Annotated in this window: 14 protein-coding genes; 6 read left to right on the top strand and 8 right to left on the bottom strand. The window is 52.6% G+C overall.

Annotated features, from left to right (window positions below):
• Nucleotides 1-95 precede the first annotated feature (95 nt).
• Entirely contained in the window at nucleotides 96-2,693 is a 2,598-nt protein-coding gene (acnB, locus tag A9587_RS12010; RefSeq protein ID WP_001517749.1) for a bifunctional aconitate hydratase 2/2-methylisocitrate dehydratase, read from the bottom strand.
• Between the two features lie 352 nt (nucleotides 2,694-3,045).
• Here acnB and A9587_RS12000 point away from each other — a divergent pair, with 352 nt between their 5' ends.
• Nucleotides 3,046-4,779 carry a DUF3300 domain-containing protein gene (locus A9587_RS12000; RefSeq protein WP_105263355.1) on the top strand — a complete coding sequence of 578 codons (1,734 nt, stop codon included), beginning with the start codon at nucleotides 3,046-3,048 and terminating at the stop codon, nucleotides 4,777-4,779.
• A gap of 241 nt (nucleotides 4,780-5,020) precedes the next feature.
• On the opposite strand, the gene lpdA is transcribed toward A9587_RS12000, so the two are convergent.
• The 4 genes from lpdA to pdhR all read right to left on the bottom strand — a co-directional run bounded on the left by lpdA (nucleotide 5,021) and on the right by pdhR (nucleotide 12,148).
• Entirely contained in the window at nucleotides 5,021-6,445 is a 1,425-nt protein-coding gene (gene lpdA, locus A9587_RS11995) for a dihydrolipoyl dehydrogenase (RefSeq protein WP_000102487.1), read from the bottom strand.
• Between the two features lie 207 nt (nucleotides 6,446-6,652).
• Nucleotides 6,653-8,545 (bottom strand): pyruvate dehydrogenase complex dihydrolipoyllysine-residue acetyltransferase, encoded by a 1,893-nt coding sequence (gene aceF / locus A9587_RS11990; protein ID WP_000963495.1) that lies wholly within the window; start codon nucleotides 8,543-8,545, stop codon nucleotides 6,653-6,655.
• 14 nt (nucleotides 8,546-8,559) lie between these two features.
• Nucleotides 8,560-11,223: a pyruvate dehydrogenase (acetyl-transferring), homodimeric type gene (gene aceE, locus A9587_RS11985; RefSeq protein ID WP_000003835.1), complete on the bottom strand. Its 2,664-nt coding sequence runs from the start codon at nucleotides 11,221-11,223 to the stop codon at nucleotides 8,560-8,562.
• A 160-nt stretch (nucleotides 11,224-11,383) separates the two neighbouring features.
• Nucleotides 11,384-12,148, bottom strand: a complete 765-nt coding sequence (pdhR, locus tag A9587_RS11975; protein WP_000331776.1) for a pyruvate dehydrogenase complex transcriptional repressor PdhR — start codon at nucleotides 12,146-12,148, stop codon at nucleotides 11,384-11,386.
• A gap of 540 nt (nucleotides 12,149-12,688) precedes the next feature.
• On the opposite strand from pdhR, the gene aroP reads away from it, so the two are divergent.
• Entirely contained in the window at nucleotides 12,689-14,062 is a 1,374-nt protein-coding gene (gene aroP, locus A9587_RS11970) for an aromatic amino acid transporter AroP (protein ID WP_000969908.1), read from the top strand.
• A gap of 42 nt (nucleotides 14,063-14,104) precedes the next feature.
• Here the strand turns inward: aroP and ampE are convergent, their stop codons facing one another.
• Together ampE and ampD are read right to left on the bottom strand one after the other, a co-directional pair.
• Nucleotides 14,105-14,959, bottom strand: coding sequence for a beta-lactamase regulator AmpE (gene ampE, locus A9587_RS11965; protein WP_000171988.1), 855 nt, complete (start codon nucleotides 14,957-14,959; stop codon nucleotides 14,105-14,107).
• Nucleotides 14,956-15,507 (bottom strand): 1,6-anhydro-N-acetylmuramyl-L-alanine amidase AmpD, encoded by a 552-nt coding sequence (gene ampD, locus A9587_RS11960; RefSeq protein WP_000923708.1) that lies wholly within the window; start codon nucleotides 15,505-15,507, stop codon nucleotides 14,956-14,958. Before ampD ends, ampE begins: the two co-directional genes overlap by 4 nt.
• An 87-nt stretch (nucleotides 15,508-15,594) precedes the next feature.
• Here ampD and nadC point away from each other — a divergent pair, with 87 nt between their 5' ends.
• The 4 genes from nadC to hofC all read left to right on the top strand — a co-directional run bounded on the left by nadC (nucleotide 15,595) and on the right by hofC (nucleotide 19,719).
• Complete coding sequence (gene nadC / locus A9587_RS11955) at nucleotides 15,595-16,488, top strand: carboxylating nicotinate-nucleotide diphosphorylase (RefSeq protein WP_001135155.1); 894 nt, start codon at nucleotides 15,595-15,597, stop codon at nucleotides 16,486-16,488.
• 203 nt (nucleotides 16,489-16,691) lie between these two features.
• Nucleotides 16,692-17,132 carry a prepilin peptidase-dependent pilin gene (ppdD, locus tag A9587_RS11950; protein ID WP_000360899.1) on the top strand — a complete coding sequence of 147 codons (441 nt, stop codon included), beginning with the start codon at nucleotides 16,692-16,694 and terminating at the stop codon, nucleotides 17,130-17,132.
• Between the two features lie 9 nt (nucleotides 17,133-17,141).
• The gene (gspE, locus tag A9587_RS11945; RefSeq protein ID WP_061091015.1) at nucleotides 17,142-18,527 is read left to right on the top strand and encodes a type II secretion system protein GspE; all 1,386 of its coding nucleotides are present in this window, start codon (nucleotides 17,142-17,144) and stop codon (nucleotides 18,525-18,527) included.
• Nucleotides 18,517-19,719: a protein transport protein HofC gene (hofC, locus tag A9587_RS11940; RefSeq protein ID WP_105263356.1), complete on the top strand. Its 1,203-nt coding sequence runs from the start codon at nucleotides 18,517-18,519 to the stop codon at nucleotides 19,717-19,719. The genes gspE and hofC overlap by 11 nt, the downstream gene beginning before the upstream one ends.
• 34 nt (nucleotides 19,720-19,753) lie before the next feature.
• Here the strand turns inward: hofC and guaC are convergent, their stop codons facing one another.
• Nucleotides 19,754-20,797, bottom strand: a complete 1,044-nt coding sequence (gene guaC, locus A9587_RS11935; protein WP_001217354.1) for a GMP reductase — start codon at nucleotides 20,795-20,797, stop codon at nucleotides 19,754-19,756.
• Nucleotides 20,798-20,896: the final 99 nt, after the last annotated feature.

Below are 20,896 nucleotides of genomic sequence, written 5' to 3'. Positions count from 1 at the left end.
AGGCCTGATAAGCGCAGCGCATCAGGCAATGTTGCGTTTATCATCAGTCTTAGCCACTTCCCAAAAGAAGTGGCTTTTCACAACAGGCTACTACCTTAAACCGCAGTCTGGAAAATCACCCCATCCGCTTTTTCGGTGTACTGAGAAAGCTGGTTGAAGTTCAGATAACGATAAGTATCAACGGCTGTTTTATCTACCTGCGCAACGTAGGTCTGGTACTCTTCCGGCGTTGGCAGTTTGCCAAGAAGCGCTGCAACGGCTGCCAGTTCCGCAGAAGCCAGGAAGACGTTCGCGCCAGTACCCAGACGGTTCGGGAAGTTACGGGTAGAGGTGGAAACCACCGTCGCGCCGTCCGCCACACGCGCCTGGTTACCCATGCACAGTGAACAGCCCGGGATCTCGATACGCGCGCCGCTCTTACCGAAGACGCTGTAGTAGCCTTCTTCTGTCAGTTGCGCGGCGTCCATCCGGGTTGGCGGTGCTACCCACAGGCGGGTCGGCAACTGGCCTTTATGCGCATCCAGCAGTTTACCTGCTGCACGGAAGTGACCGATGTTGGTCATGCAAGAACCGATAAACACTTCGTCGATCTTCTCGCCCTGAACCGCTGACAGCGGACGTGCGTCGTCCGGATCGTTCGGTGCACAGAGGATTGGCTCTTTGATATCTGCCAGATCGATGTCGATCACTGCCGCGTATTCGGCATCAGCATCGGCTTCCAGCAGCTCAGGATCCGCCAACCATTTTTCCATGCCCTGAATACGACGTTCCAGGGTACGACGATCGCCGTAACCTTCCGCGATCATCCACTTCAGCAGGACAATGTTGGAGTTCAGGTATTCGATGATCGGCTCTTTGTTCAGCTTGATGGTACAGCCCGCAGCGGAACGTTCAGCGGAAGCATCGGTCAACTCAAATGCCTGCTCAACTTTCAGATCCGGCAGACCTTCGATTTCCAGAATGCGGCCAGAGAAGATGTTTTTCTTACCTTTCTTCTCAACGGTCAGCAGACCTTGCTTGATTGCGTACAGCGGGATCGCGTGTACCAGATCGCGCAGGGTGATGCCCGGCTGCATTTTGCCTTTAAAACGCACCAGAACGGATTCCGGCATATCCAGCGGCATGACGCCAGTCGCCGCAGCAAACGCGACCAGACCAGAACCTGCCGGGAAGGAGATACCGATCGGGAAACGCGTATGGGAGTCACCACCGGTGCCCACGGTATCCGGCAGCAGCATACGGTTCAACCAGGAGTGGATTACGCCATCACCTGGGCGCAGCGACACACCGCCACGGTTCATAATGAAGTCAGGCAGCGTATGGTGCGTGTTAACGTCAACCGGCTTCGGATACGCCGCTGTATGACAGAAAGACTGCATCACCAGGTCAGCCGAGAAGCCCAGGCACGCCAGGTCTTTCAGTTCATCACGGGTCATTGGGCCGGTAGTGTCCTGAGAGCCGACAGAGGTCATTTTCGGTTCGCAGTAAGCGCCCGGACGAATGCCTTTCACGCCACAGGCGCGACCCACCATTTTCTGTGCCAGCGAGAAGCCACGATCGCTTTCAGCGACATCTTTCGCCTGACGGAACACATCGCTCTGCGGCAGACCGAGCGCTTCACGCGCTTTGGTGGTCAGACCGCGACCGATAATCAGCGGAATACGACCGCCCGCCCGCACTTCATCAATCAGTACGTCGGTTTTTAGTTCAAAGGTCGCCAGCAGTTCACCGGTTTCGTGGTTACGCACTTCACCTTTGTACGGGTAAACGTCAATCACGTCGCCCATATTCAGGTTGGAAACGTCCACTTCAATTGGCAGTGCACCGGCATCTTCCATCGTGTTAAAGAAGATTGGCGCAATTTTGCCGCCGAGACACAGACCGCCACCGCGTTTGTTCGGCACATGTGGAATATCGTCGCCCATAAACCACAGTACAGAGTTAGTGGCGGATTTACGCGAAGACCCCGTACCCACAACGTCACCCACATAAGCCAGCGGGAAACCTTTCTGTTGCAGGGCTTCGATCTGCTTGATCGGGCCAACAACACCGGGTTGATCTGGCTCGATCCCTTCGCGGGCGTTTTTCAGCATCGCCAGCGCGTGCAGCGGGATATCCGGGCGTGACCACGCATCCGGTGCCGGAGAGAGGTCATCGGTGTTGGTTTCGCCGGTGACCTTGAAGACGGTAACGGTCAGTTTTTCAGCCAGTGCCGGGCGATTCAGGAACCATTCAGCATCCGCCCAGGACTGCATAACCTGCTTCGCGTATTTGTTACCTGCTTTGGCTTTCTCTTCTACGTCATAGAAGTTATCGAACATCAGCAGCGTGTGGGACAGTGCTTTAGCAGCGATCGGTGCCAGTTTGGCATCGTCCAGCGCGTCGATCAGCGGATGAATGTTGTAACCACCCTGCATGGTGCCCAGCAGTTCAATGGCTTTTTCCGGAGTCAGCAGCGGAGATTTGGCTTCACCTTTTGCGACGGCGGCCAGGAAGCCTGCTTTTACATAGGCTGCTTCATCGACGCCAGGGGGAACACGGTTGGTTAACAGATCTAACAGGAATTCTTCTTCGCCCGCGGGCGGGTTTTTCAGCAGCTCTACGAGCGCGGCCATTTGGTTTGCATCCAGGGGTTTGGGCGCAATCCCCTCAGCGGCACGCTCAGCTACGTGCTTACGGTATTCTTCTAGCACGACGGTTCTCCTCGCTCTCATTGTCATAGTGCGGCAGGCGATTCTCTTCACGCTCCTGTGAGACAGCAGTTTGTAGGGTAAATGCCCAGTACCGCAACGGGCAGAATAGCAGGATTTTGACGATGTGTTAATCTGTTTACAAAAAAGCAACATAAAAAAGTGGCTGAATCGTTAAGGATAGTCTAGAGATTGTTTCCCTCCGAAAAACCTGTTAATTCGCATTGTGATAATCACCCTTCTCAACAAATCCCAACATTAGTCAAAATTTAAACTACCGCCTCTTTATACTCGTGCCTACAGCACCTGCGGGTGGCAGTTCGTCGACCATTGCGATTTCCTTGAGATCAGGACTATGAAAATTACTTTGCCGTTTAAACCCCATGTGCTGGCGCTAATTTGCAGCGCCGGGCTATGTGCCGCTTCCGGTACGTTGTATGTGAAAAGTCGCACGGTGGAAGCCCCCGTAGTAGCGCAATCAACACAACAGTCTGCGCCTGACGTCGCTGCGGTTACGCTTCCTGCAACAGTTTCCATGCCCCCGGTAACGCCTGCCGTCGTCAAATCTGCCTTCAGTACTGCGCAAATCGATCAATGGCTCGCACCTGTCGCGCTGTACCCCGATGCACTGCTTTCGCAAGTGCTGATGGCATCGACCTATCCGGCAAATGTCGCCCAGGCCGTGCAGTGGTCGCACGATAACCCGCTCAAACAAGGCGATGCGGCTATTCAGGCAGTATCCGGTCAGCCGTGGGATGCCAGCGTCAAATCACTGGTGGCTTTTCCGCAATTGATGGCGTTGATGGGTGAAAACCCGCAGTGGGTACAAAATCTTGGCGATGCGTTTCTGGCGCAGCCGCAGGATGTGATGGACTCGGTACAACGTTTGCGGCAACTGGCGCAACAAACCGGGTCACTGAAGTCATCAACTGAACAGAAAGTTATTACGACCACGAAGCAAGCCGTACCGCTAAAACAGACTGTCACGGCTCCTGTCACACAATACAATACCGTTTCAACATCCAGCCCCGTCGTCGCAGAACCTGCGCCGACCGTAATAACCATTGAGCCAGCCAATCCGGATGTAGTTTATATTCCCAACTACAACCCAACCGTGGTTTACGGGAACTGGGCCAATACCGCGTATCCGCCGGTTTACCTGCCGCCACCAGCCGGAGAACCGTTTGTTGACAGCTTCGTGCGCGGATTCGGCTACAGCATGGGCGTTGCCACCACATACGCGTTATTCAGCAGCATCGACTGGGATGACGACAACGATGATTATCATCACCACGACGGTGGTCATCGTGACGGCAACGGCTGGCAACACAACGGCGACAACATCAACATCGACGTCAACAATTTCAACCGTATCACCGGTGAGCATCTTACGGATAAGAATATGGCATGGCGGCACAATCCGAATTACCGCGATGGTGTGCCTTATCATGATCAGGATATGACTAAGCGATTTCATCAAACCGATGTCAAAAGCGGTATGAGCGCCACACAACTACCCGCACCGTCGCGCGACAACCAGCGCCAGGCGGCTGCAAGTCAGTTTCAGCAACGAACACATGCTGCACCAGTCACTACGCGCGACACCCAACGTCAGGCTGCGGCACAGCGGTTTAATGAGGCGGAACACGATGGGAGTTATGACGACTTCCGCGAGTTCAGCCGTCACCAGCTACTGACCCGGCAGCAAAAGGACACCGCTCGCCAGCGTTATCAATCGGCCTCTCCTGAGCAGCGCCAGGCAGTCCGCGAGAAAATGCAAACCAGCCCGCAGAATCAGCAGCGAAGAGAGACGGCACGTCAGCATATTCAGTCCACTACTCCCGAACAGCGCCAGGTATTTAAAGAAAAAGTACAGCAGCGCCCGCAGAACCAACAACAGCGTGATAACGCCCGCCAGCGTATTCAATCGGCATCACCAGAACAGCGGCAGGTCGCACGCGCGAGAATTCAGAAGAGTCACCCGCAGCGTTTAAACGACAATAACCGTCCGGCCAGACTGAATAACGAACAACGGTCAGCGGTACGCGAACGGTTGTCTGAGCGTGGAGCAAGGAGACTGGAAAGGTAAATTGCAGGCATAAAAAAAGCGGCGCTGTTAGCCGCTTAAGACTGATGACAAACATCGAATTGCCCGATGCGCAAGCTTATCGGGCCTACACGGAACCTGCAATATATTGAATTTGCATGATTTTGTAGGCCGAATAAGGCGTTTACGCCGCATCCGGCGTAAACAACCAGCACTTTGCCAACAATCTGAAGCCTCAGAATAGCCGCTTCTTAATTTACCGGATGCCCCGGCACAAGAAAAATTACTTCTTCTTCGCTTTCGGGTTCGGCAGGTCGGTAATGCTACCTTCGAACACTTCTGCCGCCAGGCCCACAGACTCGTGCAGAGTCGGGTGCGCGTGGATGGTCAGCGCGATGTCTTCAGCGTCGCAACCCATTTCGATTGCCAGACCGATTTCACCCAACAGCTCGCCGCCGTTAGTACCGACAATCGCACCACCGATCACACGATGAGACTCTTTGTCGAAAATCAGCTTGGTCATACCGTCCGCGCAGTCAGAAGCGATCGCACGACCAGAAGCAGCCCACGGGAAGGTGGCAGTTTCGTAGCTGATGCCTTTCTCTTTCGCTTCTTTCTCGGTCAAACCCACCCATGCAACTTCTGGTTCGGTATAGGCAATAGACGGAATAACTTTCGGATCGAAGTAGTGTTTTTTACCGGCGATAACTTCAGCGGCAACGTGACCTTCGTGAACACCTTTGTGTGCCAGCATCGGCTGACCGACGATATCACCGATAGCAAAGATGTGTGGTACGTTGGTACGCAGTTGTTTGTCAACGCGGATGAAGCCACGGTCGTCCACTTCCACGCCTGCTTTGCCTGCGTCGAGGTTTTTACCGTTCGGCACACGACCAATCGCCACCAGCACGGCGTCGTAACGCTGTGGTTCAGCCGGTGCTTTTTTGCCTTCCATCGTCACGTAGATACCGTCTTCTTTTGCTTCAACGGCAGTGACTTTGGTTTCCAGCATCAGGTTGAATTTCTTGCTGATACGCTTGGTGAAGACTTTAACGATGTCTTTATCTGCTGCCGGGATAACCTGGTCGAACATTTCAACCACGTCAATCTGTGAACCCAGCGCGTGGTATACCGTCCCCATTTCCAGACCGATGATACCGCCACCCATAACCAGCAGGCGTTCTGGCACTTCTTTCAATTCCAGAGCGTCAGTGGAGTCCCAGATACGCGGATCTTCATGCGGAATAAACGGCAGTTGGATCGGGCGAGAACCCGCCGCGATGATCGCATTGTCGAAGTTGATCACAGTCTTACCGTTCTCACCTTCAACTTCCAGGGTGTTCGCCCCGGTGAATTTACCCAGACCGTTGACCACTTTCACTTTACGGCCTTTCGCCATACCAGCCAGACCGCCGGTCAGTTGAGTGATAACTTTCTCTTTCCAGGTACGAATCTTGTCGATATCGGTTTTCGGCTCACCGAAAACGATACCGTGTTCAGCCAGTGCTTTAGCTTCTTCGATAACTTTTGCTACGTGCAGCAGTGCTTTAGAAGGGATACAGCCGACGTTCAGGCAAACACCGCCGAGGGTGTTGTAGCGTTCTACGATTACGGTTTCCAGACCTAAATCAGCGCAGCGGAAGGCAGCGGAGTAACCTGCGGGGCCTGCCCCAAGTACCACGACCTGAGTTTTGATTTCAGTACTCATCATGACCTCTATATATTTATCTCCGGCGGGTCTGACGTTTTTTTTATGACGCCCATTATCCACCGGGTCGTTCTATCCGTCGGTATTTTACAAAATTGTTAACAATTTTTAAACAACAAACGGCAACCGATTTGTCTATTACCTGATAACCTCAATATATTCATAAGATTACCAGAAAAAAGCCGGCCGTTGGGCCGGCTCTTTTATTTACATCACCAGACGGCGAATGTCAGACAGCGTGTTGTTAATGATGGTAATGAAACGCGCACCATCAGCACCGTCGATCACGCGGTGGTCAAAGGAGAGAGAAATCGGCAGCATCAGACGCGGCACGAACTCTTTACCATTCCACACAGGTTCCATCGCGGACTTGGAAACGCCGAGGATAGCCACTTCCGGTGCGTTCACAATCGGCGCGAAGTGGGTAGTACCCAGGCCGCCGATACTGGAGATGGTGAAGCAACCACCCTGCATTTCGCCCGCAGTCAGCTTACCGTCACGCGCTTTCTTGGAAATGGTCATCAGCTCGCGAGACAGCTCGATGATGCCTTTCTTGTTGACGTCTTTGAATACCGGAACAACCAGGCCGTTCGGAGTATCCACCGCCACACCGATGTTGATGTATTTCTTCAGGGTCAGACGCTGACCGTCTTCCGACAGCGAACTGTTGAAGCGAGGCATCTGCTCAAGTGCCGCAGCAACGGCTTTCATGATGAAGACAACCGGGGTGATCTTCACATCCAGCTTACGTTTCGCAGCTTCTTCGTTCTGCTGTTTACGGAACGCTTCCAGCTCGGTGATATCGGTCTTGTCGAAGTGGGTAACGTGCGGGATCATCACCCAGTTACGGCTCAGGTTAGCACCAGAGATTTTCTGAATGCGACCCAGTTCCACTTCTTCGATTTCACCAAACTTGCTGAAGTCCACCTTCGGCCACGGCAACATGCCTGGGATACCGCCGCCAGTCGCTGCCGGAGCCGCTTCTGCACGTTTGATGGCTTCTTTCACATAAGCCTGAACGTCTTCGCGCAGGATACGACCTTTACGGCCAGTGCCCTTCACTTTCGCCAGGTTAACGCCGAACTCGCGAGCCAGACGGCGGATCAGCGGAGTCGCGTGAACATAAGCGTCGTTTTCAGCAAATTCAGATTTGCCTTCCGCTTTTGCAGCCGGTGCTGCTGCCGGAGCTTCAGCTTTTGCAGCCGGGGCCGGAGCAGCCGCTTCCTGTTTCGCCGGAGCTGCCGCAGGCGCTGCGCCTTCAACTTCGAAGATCATAATCAGCGAGCCAGTTTTCACTTTGTCGCCAACATTCACTTTCAGTTCTTTCACCACGCCCGCGAACGGAGCCGGAACTTCCATAGAAGCTTTGTCGCCTTCTACGGTGATCAGTGACTGCTCAGCGGTAACTTTGTCGCCCACTTTCACCATCACTTCGGTCACTTCAACTTCGTCACCGCCGATATCCGGAACGTTAACTTCTTTCACGCCAGTCGCTGCCGCAGGTGCCGGAGCCGCTTCCTGTTTTGCCGCCGGAGCCGGAGCTGCCGCGCTGGCTGCCCCCGCAACTTCGAAGACCATAATCAGTGAGCCGGTAGACACTTTGTCGCCAACGTTCACTTTGATCTCTTTCACGATGCCCGCAAACGGAGCCGGAACTTCCATAGAAGCCTTGTCGCCTTCTACGGTGATCAGCGACTGTTCAGCTTCAACTTTGTCGCCCACTTTCACCAGGATTTCGGTCACTTCAACTTCGTCGCTGCCGATATCCGGAACGTTAACGTCTTTTGCCGCCGCAGCCGCTGGTGCTGCTGCCGGAGCTGCTTCTTTCTTCTCTTCTGCCTGAGCAGGTGCAGCGTCTGCTGCACCGTCGGCGGAATCGAAAATCATAATCAGTGCGCCGGTCTGGGTTTTATCGCCAACAGAGACTTTGATCTCTTTAACGATACCCGCCTGCGGAGACGGAACTTCCATAGAGGCTTTGTCGCCTTCTACGGTGATCAGCGACTGTTCGGCTTCAACTTTGTCGCCCACTTTGACCAGGATCTCGGTGATTTCAACTTCATCAGCCCCGATGTCCGGTACTTTGATTTCGATAGCCATTATTCTTTTACCTCTTACGCCAGACGCGGGTTAACTTTATCTGCATCGATGTTGAATTTGGCGATTGCGTCAGCAACCACTTTCTTATCGATTTCGCCACGTTTAGCCAGTTCGCCCAGCGCCGCAACCACGACATAAGAAGCATCAACTTCAAAGTGGTGACGCAGGTTCTCACGGCTGTCGGAACGACCGAAGCCATCAGTACCCAGTACGCGGTAGTCGTCAGCCGGTACGTAAGTACGGACCTGCTCAGCGAACAGTTTCATATAGTCGGTAGATGCCACTGCCGGAGCGTCGTTCATCACCTGAGCGATGTACGGAACGCGCGGAGTTTCCAGCGGATGCAGCATGTTCCAGCGTTCACAATCCTGACCATCACGCGCCAGTTCGGTGAAGGAGGTCACGCTATAAACGTCAGAACCTACGCCGTAATCTTTCGCCAGGATCTGTGCTGCTTCACGGACGTGGCGCAGGATAGAACCGGAGCCCAGCAGTTGAACTTTACCTTTGCTACCTTCAATGGTTTCGAGTTTGTAGATACCTTTACGGATACCTTCCTCAGCACCTTCCGGCATTGCCGGCATGTGGTAGTTTTCGTTCAGCGTGGTGATGTAGTAGTAAACGTTCTCTTGTTTTTCACCGTACATACGCTCCAGACCATCATGCATGATGACAGCAACTTCGTAAGCGTAAGCCGGGTCGTAAGAGATACAGTTCGGGATAGTCAGCGACTGAATGTGGCTGTGACCATCTTCGTGCTGCAGACCTTCGCCGTTCAGGGTGGTACGACCGGAAGTACCGCCGATCAGGAAGCCACGCGCCTGCTGGTCGCCAGCCGCCCAGCACAGATCGCCAATACGCTGGAATCCGAACATCGAGTAATAGATGTAGAACGGAATCATCGGCAGATTGTTGGTGCTGTAAGAGGTCGCCGCAGCCAGCCAGGAACAACCTGCGCCCAGCTCGTTGATCCCTTCCTGCAGAATCTGACCTTTCTCGTCTTCTTTATAGTACGCAACCTGCTCGCGATCCTGCGGGGTGTACTGCTGACCGTTCGGGCTATAGATACCAATCTGACGGAACAGACCTTCCATACCGAAAGTACGCGCTTCGTCAGCGATGATCGGCACAAGTCGGTCTTTGATCGACTTGTTCTTCAGCATCACGTTCAGGGCACGAACAAAAGCGATAGTGGTGGAGATCTCTTTGCTCTGTTCTTCCAGCAGCGCACCGAAGTCTTGCAGGCTCGGCAGCTCCAGCTTCTCGGTAAAGTTCGGCTGGCGGCTTGGCAGATAACCGTGCAGTTTCTGACGCTGAGCGTGCAGATAGGTATGCTCTTCAGAACCTTCCGGGAAGGTGATGTACGGCAGTTTTTCGATATCTGCATCAGACACCGGCACATTGAAACGGTCGCGGATATGGCGCACGCCGTCCATGTTCATTTTCTTAACCTGGTGCGCAATGTTTTTACCTTCAGCCGCATCGCCCATGCCGTAACCTTTAATGGTATGAGCAAGGATTACTGTCGCTTTGCCTTTGGTTTCCTGCGCTTTCTTGAATGCAGCGTAGATTTTCTTCGGATCGTGACCGCCACGGTTCAATGCCCAGATCTGCTCGTCAGTCCAGTCTGCAACCAGTGCTGCGGTTTCCGGATATTTACCGAAGAAGTGTTCACGAACGTACGCACCATCTTTCGATTTGAAGGTCTGGTAGTCACCGTCAACGGTTTCGTTCATCAGTTGGATCAGTTTACCGCTGGTATCTTTACGCAGCAGCTCATCCCAACGGCTACCCCACATCACTTTGATCACGTTCCAGCCAGCACCTTCGAAGATGCCTTCCAGTTCGTTGATGATCTTGCCGTTACCGGTGACCGGGCCGTCAAGACGCTGCAGGTTACAGTTGATAACGAAGACCAGGTTATCCAGTTTTTCACGGGTAGCGATGGTGATCGCACCTTTGGATTCTGGTTCGTCCATCTCGCCATCACCAAGGAATGCGTAAACGGTCTGTTTAGAGGTATCTTTCAGGCCACGGTGTTCCAGATATTTCAGGAACTTCGCCTGGTAGATAGCACCGATTGGCCCCAGCCCCATAGATACGGTCGGGAACTGCCAGAATTCCGGCATCAGTTTCGGGTGCGGGTAGGAAGAGAGGCCATTACCGTGGACTTCCTGACGGAAATTATCCAGTTGCTCCTGAGTCAGACGACCTTCCAGGAAAGCTCGTGCGTAAACGCCCGGGGAGATGTGCCCCTGGAAGTAAACCAGGTCACCGCCATCCTGCTCGTTGCGTGCACGGAAGAAGTGGTTAAAACACACATCATAAATGGTTGCGGAAGACTGGAAAGACGCCATGTGGCCGCCCAGTTCCAGATCTTTTTTGGATGCACGCAGAACCGTCATGATGGCGTTCCAGCGGATAGCTGAACGAATACGGCGTTCCAGTTCCAGATTACCCGGATACTCCGGCTGTTCTTCAACGGGGATGGTGTTGATGTAGTTGCTGACGCCGGTGCCTGCGGCTACGTTGACTCCGCCTTTGCGGGCTTCAGCAAGCAGTTGGTCGATCAGATACTGAGCACGCTCAACACCTTCTTCACGGATGACCGATTCGATCGCCTGGAGCCAGTCGCGAGTTTCGATCGGATCCACGTCATTTGGGAAACGTTCTGACATGGGTTATTCCTTATCTATCTAATAACGTTGAGTTTTCTGGAACCTGTCCCATTGAACTCTCGCTGGAAAGCTCAATAAGACAGGTTCTACGTTTAGTTGCTGCGCTTTTATATGCGCTTGATTTACAACATCTTCTGGCTAATTTTCACCAGAAAAATCACTAATTCTTTCGTTGCTCCAGACGGCGCAGAGAACGTTCACGGCGGCTCTCCTCACGGCTTCTGTCGAGCAAGATTTCTTCGATAAAGGCCAGATGGCGATGCGATGCTTCGCGCGCTTCTTCTGGCTTACCGGCCATAATTGCTTCGAATATGCGAGTGCGGTGACTACTCACCAGCGGCAGCATCTCTCGACGCGAATAGAGCAATTCGAAGTTTTGACGGACATTCTGGGCCAACATCGGCTCCATACACCTTAGCAGATGAAGCAAAACCACATTGTGGGCCGCTTCGGTGACGGCAATCTGATACTGGAGTACGGCGTTTGATTCCGCGTCCAGATCGCCAGACTGCTGCGCCAGCTCTATGGCGTGGTGGAGTTCACGAATGCGTTCCTTGTCTTCATCGGTACTACGCAACGCGGCGTAATAGGCGGCTATGCCTTCCAGGGCGTGTCGTGTTTCGAGCAAGTCGTATTGTGATTCAGGATGGTCGGAGAGCAGCTCCACCAGCGGATCGCTGAAGCTTTGCCAGAGGCTGCTCTGGACAAAAGTGCCGCCACCCTGGCGACGAAGCAACAAGCCCTTCGCTTCGAGACGTTGAATCGCCTCACGCAAGGAGGGACGGGAGACGTCGAACTGTTTCGCCAGTTCGCGTTCCGGTGGGAGTTTTTCACCAGGGCGAAGGGTGCCCTCGAGGATCAAAAACTCCAGTTGCTGCTCAATCACATCGGAGAGTTTTGGTTGGCGGATTTTGCTGTAGGCCATGAGTTCCTGTCTTAAGCCACTTGCCGAAGTCAATTGGTCTTACCAATTTCATATCTGTGACGCTAAAGTAACAAAGTATTCACCTTATGTCTATACAGGTTTTGATTGAAATCATGAAACTGTGCACATTTTAACAACTTGACATATATAGCGTTTCAAAATTGTAACTATGCACAAATGTAGGCTTTACGTGAGCAAGGTTTTTTTTAACGATTATTAAACTATAAAAATCCGAATTGAACCGATTCACTTACCAATTTTTCGATTTTTAATTCAATAAAAATGAATTTATATTCTTTGTTATGGGTGGGATTGTTTGAGACTGGTCTTTACAAATGGTTTCTTTTTAGACAACCCATCTTCAACCATGCATAAAGCGGGTGCATTCGCTGCCGCATACCATTATTCTTGATCTGACGGAAGTCTTTTTGTAACAATTCAAACTTCCAAGTTGTAAACAAATTAATACAACACACGGAATTGCAAACTTACACACGCATCACTGCGTAGATCAAAAAAACAATCACCGCACGAGGTTTCATGATGGAAGGTCAACAGCACGGCGAGCAGCTAAAGCGCGGCCTTAAAAACCGCCATATTCAGCTTATCGCGCTGGGTGGCGCGATAGGGACCGGGCTATTCCTGGGAAGCGCCTCCGTAATACAGTCCGCAGGGCCAGGGATCATTCTGGGTTACGCCATTGCTGGTTTTATCGCCTTTCTGATCATGCGTCAGCTAGGTGAAATGGTGGTCGAAGAACCGGTAGCAGGCTCCTTCAGCCACTTTGCTTATAAATACTGGGGGAGCTTTGCTGGCTTCGCCTCAGGCTGGAACTACTGGGTATTGTACGTATTAGTTGCCATGGCGGAGCTTACTGCCGTCGGCAAATACATTCAGTTCTGGTATCCGGATATCCCAACCTGGGCTTCTGCCGCCGTGTTCTTTGTGGTGATCAACGCCATCAACCTGACCAACGTTAAAGTGTTTGGCGAGATGGAGTTCTGGTTTGCCATTATCAAAGTTATCGCGGTGGTGGCGATGATCATCTTCGGCGGCTGGCTGCTGTTCAGTGGCAACGGCGGTCCGCAAGCGACCGTCCGTAACCTCTGGGAACAGGGCGGATTCCTGCCGCACGGCTTCACCGGGCTGGTGATGATGATGGCGATTATCATGTTCTCGTTTGGTGGTCTGGAGCTAGTGGGGATCACCGCCGCAGAAGCCGATAACCCGGAGCAAAGCATCCCGAAAGCAACCAATCAGGTTATCTACCGCATCCTGATTTTCTACATTGGTTCGTTAGCCGTCCTGCTCTCACTGATGCCGTGGACGCGCGTTACCGCTGATACCAGTCCATTCGTGTTGATCTTCCATGAACTGGGCGACACCTTTGTGGCTAACGCCCTGAATATCGTGGTGTTGACGGCGGCACTTTCCGTGTACAACAGTTGCGTCTACTGCAACAGCCGTATGCTGTTTGGTCTGGCACAACAGGGAAATGCACCGAAAATGCTCGCTTCCGTCGATAAACGCGGCGTACCGGTCAACACCATTCTGGTATCTGCGCTGGTTACGGCATTGTGCGTACTGATTAACTACCTTGCCCCAGAGTCCGCATTCGGACTGTTAATGGCGCTGGTGGTTTCCGCTCTGGTAATCAACTGGGCGATGATAAGTCTTGCGCACATGAAATTCCGTCGTGCCAAACAAGCACAAGGTGTGGCTACCCGCTTCCCTGCCCTGCTCTATCCGCTGGGTAACTGGATCTGCCTGCTGTTTATGGCGGCGGTACTGGTAATTATGCTGATGACGCCGGGGATGGCGATTTCGGTTTACCTGATCCCGGTATGGCTGGTGGTGTTAGGCATCGGCTATCTGTTTAAAGAGAAAACAGCAAAAGCAGTAAAAGCGCATTAATCTCTCTACGCCCTCACCCTGTCTGGGTGAGGGCAACAATCTTTACACCAATGTCCCGTAAATCGTCAGTAGCGCAATCACTACCACGACCACAAACGAGGTTTTCTTCGCCATTGAAACTGCTGCTTTCGGTGTCTCCACTTTATCGACATGCGGTTCACGCGCCAGAGAGAACTGCGCCAGACGCGTTAACACCTGATATTGCGAAGTATGGAAATCGGCCAGCGAAGCAAACCAGGCAGGTAACGCTTTCTCACCGTGGCCGATCAAGGCATAAACCACACCCGCAAGGCGAACCGGCACCCAATCCGCGACATGAAGCACTGCATCAATCCCCGACTGTAAACGATGATGCGGCGTCTGGTAACGCGCCAGCCAGTATTGCCATGCGCGCAAAAACGCATACCCCATCAGCGTAACTGGCCCCCAACTTCCCCCCACAATCAACCAGAACAGCGGTGCCAGGTAAAAACGAAAGTTAATCCACAGCAGTGCATTTTGCAGTTCCCGCAAGTATTCACGTTCATCGCAGCCTGCAGGGACGCCGTGAATCATAGTGAGTTCGCCAGCCATTGTGGAACGGGCATGGCTATCATTACGTGAAGCGGCTGCCAGATAAGCATGATAATGAAGACGAACTTTACCTGCGCCAATACACAGCAAACCAATCAGCAGCCACACCAGCAGCGTCGGAACGTTGAACAATAGCCCATGCAACGCGCGCAACAGCAAAAAAGTCACCCCCATCGCAATAATGGTCATACCTAACGTGCGCCCGAGTGAAAAATGTTTCACCCGCCGAAAGAACGCCTCAAGTCGGTGATCAAGCTGCCAGTGCTCGCCCAACTTAAACAGGCGCTCAAAAATTAACACCAGTAAGGTTGTGAATAGCGTCATGTTGTCTCCTTGCTGACCAGCGCGCGAAACCGTGCCCAATCAAATGCAGGACCAGGATCGGTTTTACGATCCGGCGCAATATCGCAATGCCCCGTCATGTTATTAGCAATAGCTGGATAGCGATCAATCAGCGCCCGAGTGACCGCCGCCAGTTGCTGATACTGCGCATCGGTGTAAGCCAGCGTATCGGTGCCTTCCAGCTCAATCCCAATAGAAAAATCATTACAGCGTTCACGACCTTGATACTGAGAGACACCCGCGTGCCAGGCGCGTTTATCGAAAGGAACATACTGGACAATTTCACCATCACGGCGAATCAAACAGTGAGCGGAAACGCGCAAATGAGCTATCTCAGCAAAGAAGGGATGCGCCTGCGGATCAATAGTTCCGGTGAATAATGCGTCGATCCACGGGCCGCCAAACTCACCTGGCGGCAGGCTAATATTGTGCACCACCAGCAGGGTGGGAACTTCGTCATCCGGGCGACAATCGTAATGAGGCGAGGGAACGCGGCGCGCGCCGGTCAGCCACCCCTGTTCTAACAACATGCAGGATCTCCTTATATGTGGTGCTAATATCCGGTTCAGAGTAGCATGTTTCTACCTTATGATTCGTTAGCTATCTGGAGTTTTAACATGCCGCCTCGCCGCTATAACCCTGACACCCGACGTGACGAGCTGCTGGAACGCATTAATCTCGATATACCCGGCGCGGTGGCCCAGGCGCTGCGGGAAGATTTAGGCGGAACAGTCGATGCCAACAATGATATTACGGCAAAACTTTTACCGGAAAATTCTCGCTCTCATGCAACAGTGATCACCCGCGAGAATGGCGTATTTTGCGGCAAACGCTGGGTTGAAGAGGTGTTTATTCAACTGGCTGGTGACGATGTCACCATTATCTGGCATGTGGATGACGGTGATGTCATCAACGCCAATCAACTCCTTTTCGAACTTGAAGGCCCCTCCCGCGTGCTGTTAACGGGTGAACGCACGGCGCTCAATTTTGTACAAACCCTTTCTGGGGTTGCCAGTAAGGTTCGCCACTATGTCAAACTGCTGGAAGGCACCAACACGCAGTTGCTGGATACTCGCAAAACCTTGCCCGGTCTGCGTTCGGCTCTGAAATATGCGGTACTTTGCGGCGGCGGAGCGAATCACCGCCTGGGACTTTCTGACGCCTTCCTGATTAAAGAAAACCATATTATTGCCTCTGGCTCAGTACGTCAGGCGGTCGAAAAAGCGTCCTGGCTGCACCCGGATGCGCCAGTAGAAGTCGAAGTCGAGGATCTGGAAGAACTTGATGAAGCCCTGAAAGCAGGTGCCGATATCATCATGCTGGATAACTTCGAAACAGAACAAATGCGCGAAGCTGTCAAACGTACCAATGGTAAGGCGCTGCTGGAAGTTTCGGGTAACGTCACCGACAAAACTCTGCGCGAATTTGCCGAAACAGGCGTGGACTTTATCTCTGTCGGCGCACTGACCAAACACGTACAGGCACTCGACCTTTCAATGCGTTTTCGCTAATTGCTGACAGATTCATCCGCTCCGTAGCGAGCGGATGAATCTTACCTTCTCCAACTTTCTTCGTAACGCCTCGCAAATATCTTGTCTTTCACTGCAACATAATAAAAAACCTCGGAACCCGCCTTCCCGTTTCGTTTTTTGCCCCTCGCCTGTGCCGATGGCGTTTGCCAAAGTAGCGCCAACGAAATCAAGGAGCGAAACAGATGGACAAACAACGCGGCTTTACACTCATCGAACTAATGGTAGTTATTGGCATTATTGCCATTTTAAGCGCCATTGGTATTCCCGCTTATCAGAACTACCTGCGCAAAGCAGCGCTCACCGACATGCTGCAAACCTTTGTGCCTTACCGCACCGCCGTAGAATTATGCGCACTGGAGCATGGCGGATTAGATACCTGCGACGGCGGCAGTAACGGCATCCCCTCGCCCACCACCACTCGCTATGTCTCTGCTATGAGTGTGGCAAAAGGCGTGGTGTCGCTGACAGGACAAGAGAGCCTCAATGGGTTAAGCGTCATCATGACACCAGGTTGGGATAACGCCAACGGCGTCACCGGCTGGACGCGCAACTGCAATATTCAAAGTGACAGCGCGTTGCAGCAAGCCTGCGAAGATGTCTTCCGCTTTGATGACGCCAACTAAGGAGCGGCAATGAATATTTCACAGCTCACCGCTCTGTGCCTGCGTTACCAGGGCGTCTTGCTGGATGCCAGCGAAGAGGTGGTTCATGTTGCGGTGGTCGATGCGCCCTCACATGAGTTACTTGACGCTTTGCATTTCGCTACTACCAAACGCATTGAGATCACCTGCTGGACGCGCCAGCAGATGGAAGGCCACGCCAGCCGGTCACAACATAGGTTGCCCGTAGCAGCCCCGGAAAAATATCAGCCCAAAACAGAATTGCTGACTCAAACGTTACAATCTGCACTCGAACAACGCGCTTCTGATATTCATATCGAACCAGCGGACAATAGCTACCGCATCCGCTTACGCATCGACGGCGTGTTGCATCCTTTACCAGATGTTCCACTGGATGCCGGAATAGCATTAACCGCCAGATTAAAAGTGCTGGGAAGCCTGGATATTGCGGAACATCGCCTGCCGCAGGATGGGCAATTCACTGTCGAACTGGCGGATAACACAGTCTCATTTCGCATTGCTACCTTGCCATGTCGGGGCGGTGAAAAAGTGGTATTGCGGCTGTTACAGCAGGTGGACCAGGCGCTGGATGTCAACACGCTGGGAATGCAGCAGTTACAACTGGCGGACTTTGCTCATGCCCTACAGCAACCACAAGGGCTGGTGTTGGTTACCGGTCCTACCGGTAGCGGTAAAACGGTCACACTTTATAGCGCTCTGCAAACGCTGAATACCGCCGATATTAATATTTGCAGCGTCGAAGATCCGGTGGAGATCCCCATCGCAGGGCTTAACCAGACGCAAATCCATCCGCGTGCTGGTCTTACCTTTCAGGGGGTTTTGCGTGCGTTATTACGTCAGGATCCCGATGTCATCATGATCGGAGAGATCCGTGATGGTGAAACGGCAGAAATTGCCATTAAAGCCGCACAAACGGGTCACCTGGTGTTGTCCACGCTACACACCAACTCTACCTGCGAAACACTGGTGCGTTTACAGCAAATGGGAGTTGCCCGCTGGATGCTCTCATCAGCACTCACGCTGGTGGTAGCCCAACGTTTGGTTCGCAAACTTTGCCCGCATTGTCGCCTGCAGCAAGGGGAAGCAATCCGCCTTCCAGGCAATTTATGGTCATCGTCGTTGCCCCGCTGGCAAGCACCTGGTTGTAAACATTGCTACCACGGTTTTTATGGCCGCACGGCCTTATTTGAAGTTCTGCCCATAACACCTGTCATACGCCAGCTCATTTCCGCTAATACCGACGTTGAATCGCTGGAAACGCACGCCCGACAAACTGGAATGCACACGCTTTTTGAAAACGGCTGCCTGGCCGTGGAACAAGGTTTAACCACCTTTGAAGAGTTAATCCGCGTATTGGGGATGCCACATGGCGAGTAAGCAACTCTGGCGCTGGCATGGCATAACCGGCGACGGCAATGCGCAAGATGGAGTACTGTGGGCAGAGAGCCGTTCTTTGCTACTTATCGCACTACAGCAACAAGCCGTTACCCCACTGCACCTGAAGCGGATATCTATTAATTCAGCCCAGTGGCACGCAGACAAAAGCGCGGAAGTCATTCATCAACTGGCAACATTACTCAAAGCCGGACTAACCCTTTCGGAAGGATTAGCCCTATTGGCGGAGCAACATCCGAGCAGGCAATGGCAGGCGTTATTGCAATCGCTGGCACACGATCTCGAACAGGGTATTGCCTTTTCCAATGCCTTATTGCCCTGGTCAGAGGTTTTTCCGCCGCTTTATCAGGCGATGATCCGCACAGGCGAACTGACCGGTAAGCTGGATGAATGCTGCTTTGAACTGGCTCGTCAGCAAAAAGCCCAGCGCCAGTTAGCCGACAAAGTGAAATCAGCATTGCGTTATCCCATTATCATTTTAGCGATGGCGATAACGGTAGTTGTAGCAATGCTGCATTTTGTTCTGCCCGAGTTTGCCGCTATCTATAAAACCTTTAACACCCCGCTACCGACACTTACGCAGGGGATCATGACGCTGGCAGATTTCAGCGGTGAGTGGGGCTGGCTGCTGCTGTTGTTCGGCTTACTGCTGGCAATAGCCAATAAGTTGCTGATGCGCCGCCCGAACTGGCTTATCGTGAGGCAGAAATCGCTGTTACGCATCCCAATTATGGGTTCACTAATGCGGGGACAAAAGCTCACGCAGATCTTTACGATTCTGGCGCTGACACAAAGTGCAGGTATTACTTTTTTGCAAGGGGTAGAGAGCGTCAAAGAGACAATGGGCTGCCCGTACTGGGCACAACTTCTGACACAAATCCAGCACGATATCAGCAACGGTCAGCCCATCTGGCTGGCGTTAAAAAATGCCGGTGAGTTTAGCCCACTCTGTTTGCAGTTAGTGAGAACGGGAGAAGCATCCGGGTCGCTGGATCTCATGCTGGAGAATCTCGCCCACCATCATCGGGATAACACGTTGGCGCTGGCAGATAATCTTGCTGCTTTACTGGAACCGGCCTTACTGGTCATTACCGGAGGAATTATCGGCACGCTGGTGGTGGCAATGTATTTGCCAATTTTCCATCTGGGCGACGCGATGAGTGGGATGGGATAACGCTGGCGCAGTGATCCACGCCAGCATTGGGAGATTACAGGTTATTGAAGATGCGGTTTTCTTGTTCCAGTACGCGGATAAACGTGGTGCGCTTGGTCAGTTCTTTCAGGCGAGAAGCCCCAACATATGTACAAGCTGAACGCAGGCCACCCAAAATATCACGCGCGGTGTTTTCAACTGGGCCACGCAGCGGCAGCTTAACGGTTTTACCTTCCGCTGCACGATATTCTGCAACGCCGCCAACGTGACGTTTCATCGCAGACTCGGAGCTCATACCGTAGAACAACATAAATTTTTCGCCGTTCTCTTCGACGATACGACCGCCGCTCTCTTCGTGCCCCGCCAGCATACCGCCGAGCATCACGAAATCAGCACCGCCACCAAAGGCTTTAGCTACATCGCCCGGCGTGGTGCAACCGCCATCGCTGACGATCATCCCGCCCAGACCGTGCGCGGCATCAGCGCATTCGATTACTGCAGAAAGCTGCGGGTAACCGACGCCCGTCTTGACGCGAGTCGTACAAACAGAACCTGGGCCAATGCCAACTTTAACGATATCGGCACCGGAGAGGATAAGCTCCTCACACATTTCACCTGTCACTACGTTGCCAGCACAAATGGTTTTGGTCGGCCACGCTTCACGCGCTTTCGCAACGAACTGTACGAAGTGCTCGGAATAACCATTCGCCACGTCAATACAAACGAAGTTTAATGCCGGGTTCAGGTCGAGAATCTGTTTAGTTTTTTCGAAATCCGCATCTGACGTGCCGGTAGAAACCATCACATGTTTCAGCACATCAGCGGAAGAATTGTTGATAAACGCTTGCCACTCTTCAACAGAGTAATGTTTATGTACAGCAGTCAGAATATCGAAAGAAGCCAATGCCGTAGCCATGGTAAAAGTGCCTACGGTATCCATATTTGCGGCGATAATCGGCACGCCGGACCAGCTCTGACCTGAATGTTTGAAGGTGAATTGACGTTCCAGTTCAACATCGGAACGGCTTTTAAGAGTGGAGCGTTTAGGACGGATGAGAACGTCTTTAAAACCTAACTTCAGATCTTCTTCAATACGCATGTGCGGATTCCTGGGGTTAATGGCTATAAGGGTAAGAGCACAACTCCAGTGACGCTATCATACGCACTAATCTATGTGGCGCAAGACTGCGAAATTGTC

Origin of the sequence: Escherichia sp. MOD1-EC6162 (genome assembly GCF_002965125.1) — a bacterium.
GTDB lineage: Bacteria > Pseudomonadota > Gammaproteobacteria > Enterobacterales > Enterobacteriaceae > Escherichia > Escherichia marmotae.
This window is presented reverse-complemented; position numbering and strand designations above follow the sequence as displayed.

Excerpts from the sequence above, each read along its gene's own strand:
- guaC (WP_001217354.1), bottom strand. The coding sequence starts at position 20,797 with ATGCGTATTGAAGAAGATCTGAAGTTAGGTTTTAAAGACGTTCTCATC.
- hofC (WP_105263356.1), top strand. The coding sequence starts at position 18,517 with ATGGCGAGTAAGCAACTCTGGCGCTGGCATGGCATAACCGGCGACGGC.
- aceF (WP_000963495.1), bottom strand. The coding sequence starts at position 8,545 with ATGGCTATCGAAATCAAAGTACCGGACATCGGGGCTGATGAAGTTGAA.
- aroP (WP_000969908.1), top strand. The coding sequence starts at position 12,689 with ATGATGGAAGGTCAACAGCACGGCGAGCAGCTAAAGCGCGGCCTTAAA.
- ppdD (WP_000360899.1), top strand. The coding sequence starts at position 16,692 with ATGGACAAACAACGCGGCTTTACACTCATCGAACTAATGGTAGTTATT.
- A9587_RS12000 (WP_105263355.1), top strand. The coding sequence starts at position 3,046 with ATGAAAATTACTTTGCCGTTTAAACCCCATGTGCTGGCGCTAATTTGC.
- nadC (WP_001135155.1), top strand. The coding sequence starts at position 15,595 with ATGCCGCCTCGCCGCTATAACCCTGACACCCGACGTGACGAGCTGCTG.
- aceE (WP_000003835.1), bottom strand. The coding sequence starts at position 11,223 with ATGTCAGAACGTTTCCCAAATGACGTGGATCCGATCGAAACTCGCGAC.
- ampD (WP_000923708.1), bottom strand. The coding sequence starts at position 15,507 with ATGTTGTTAGAACAGGGGTGGCTGACCGGCGCGCGCCGCGTTCCCTCG.
- ampE (WP_000171988.1), bottom strand. The coding sequence starts at position 14,959 with ATGACGCTATTCACAACCTTACTGGTGTTAATTTTTGAGCGCCTGTTT.
- gspE (WP_061091015.1), top strand. The coding sequence starts at position 17,142 with ATGAATATTTCACAGCTCACCGCTCTGTGCCTGCGTTACCAGGGCGTC.
- pdhR (WP_000331776.1), bottom strand. The coding sequence starts at position 12,148 with ATGGCCTACAGCAAAATCCGCCAACCAAAACTCTCCGATGTGATTGAG.
- lpdA (WP_000102487.1), bottom strand. The coding sequence starts at position 6,445 with ATGAGTACTGAAATCAAAACTCAGGTCGTGGTACTTGGGGCAGGCCCC.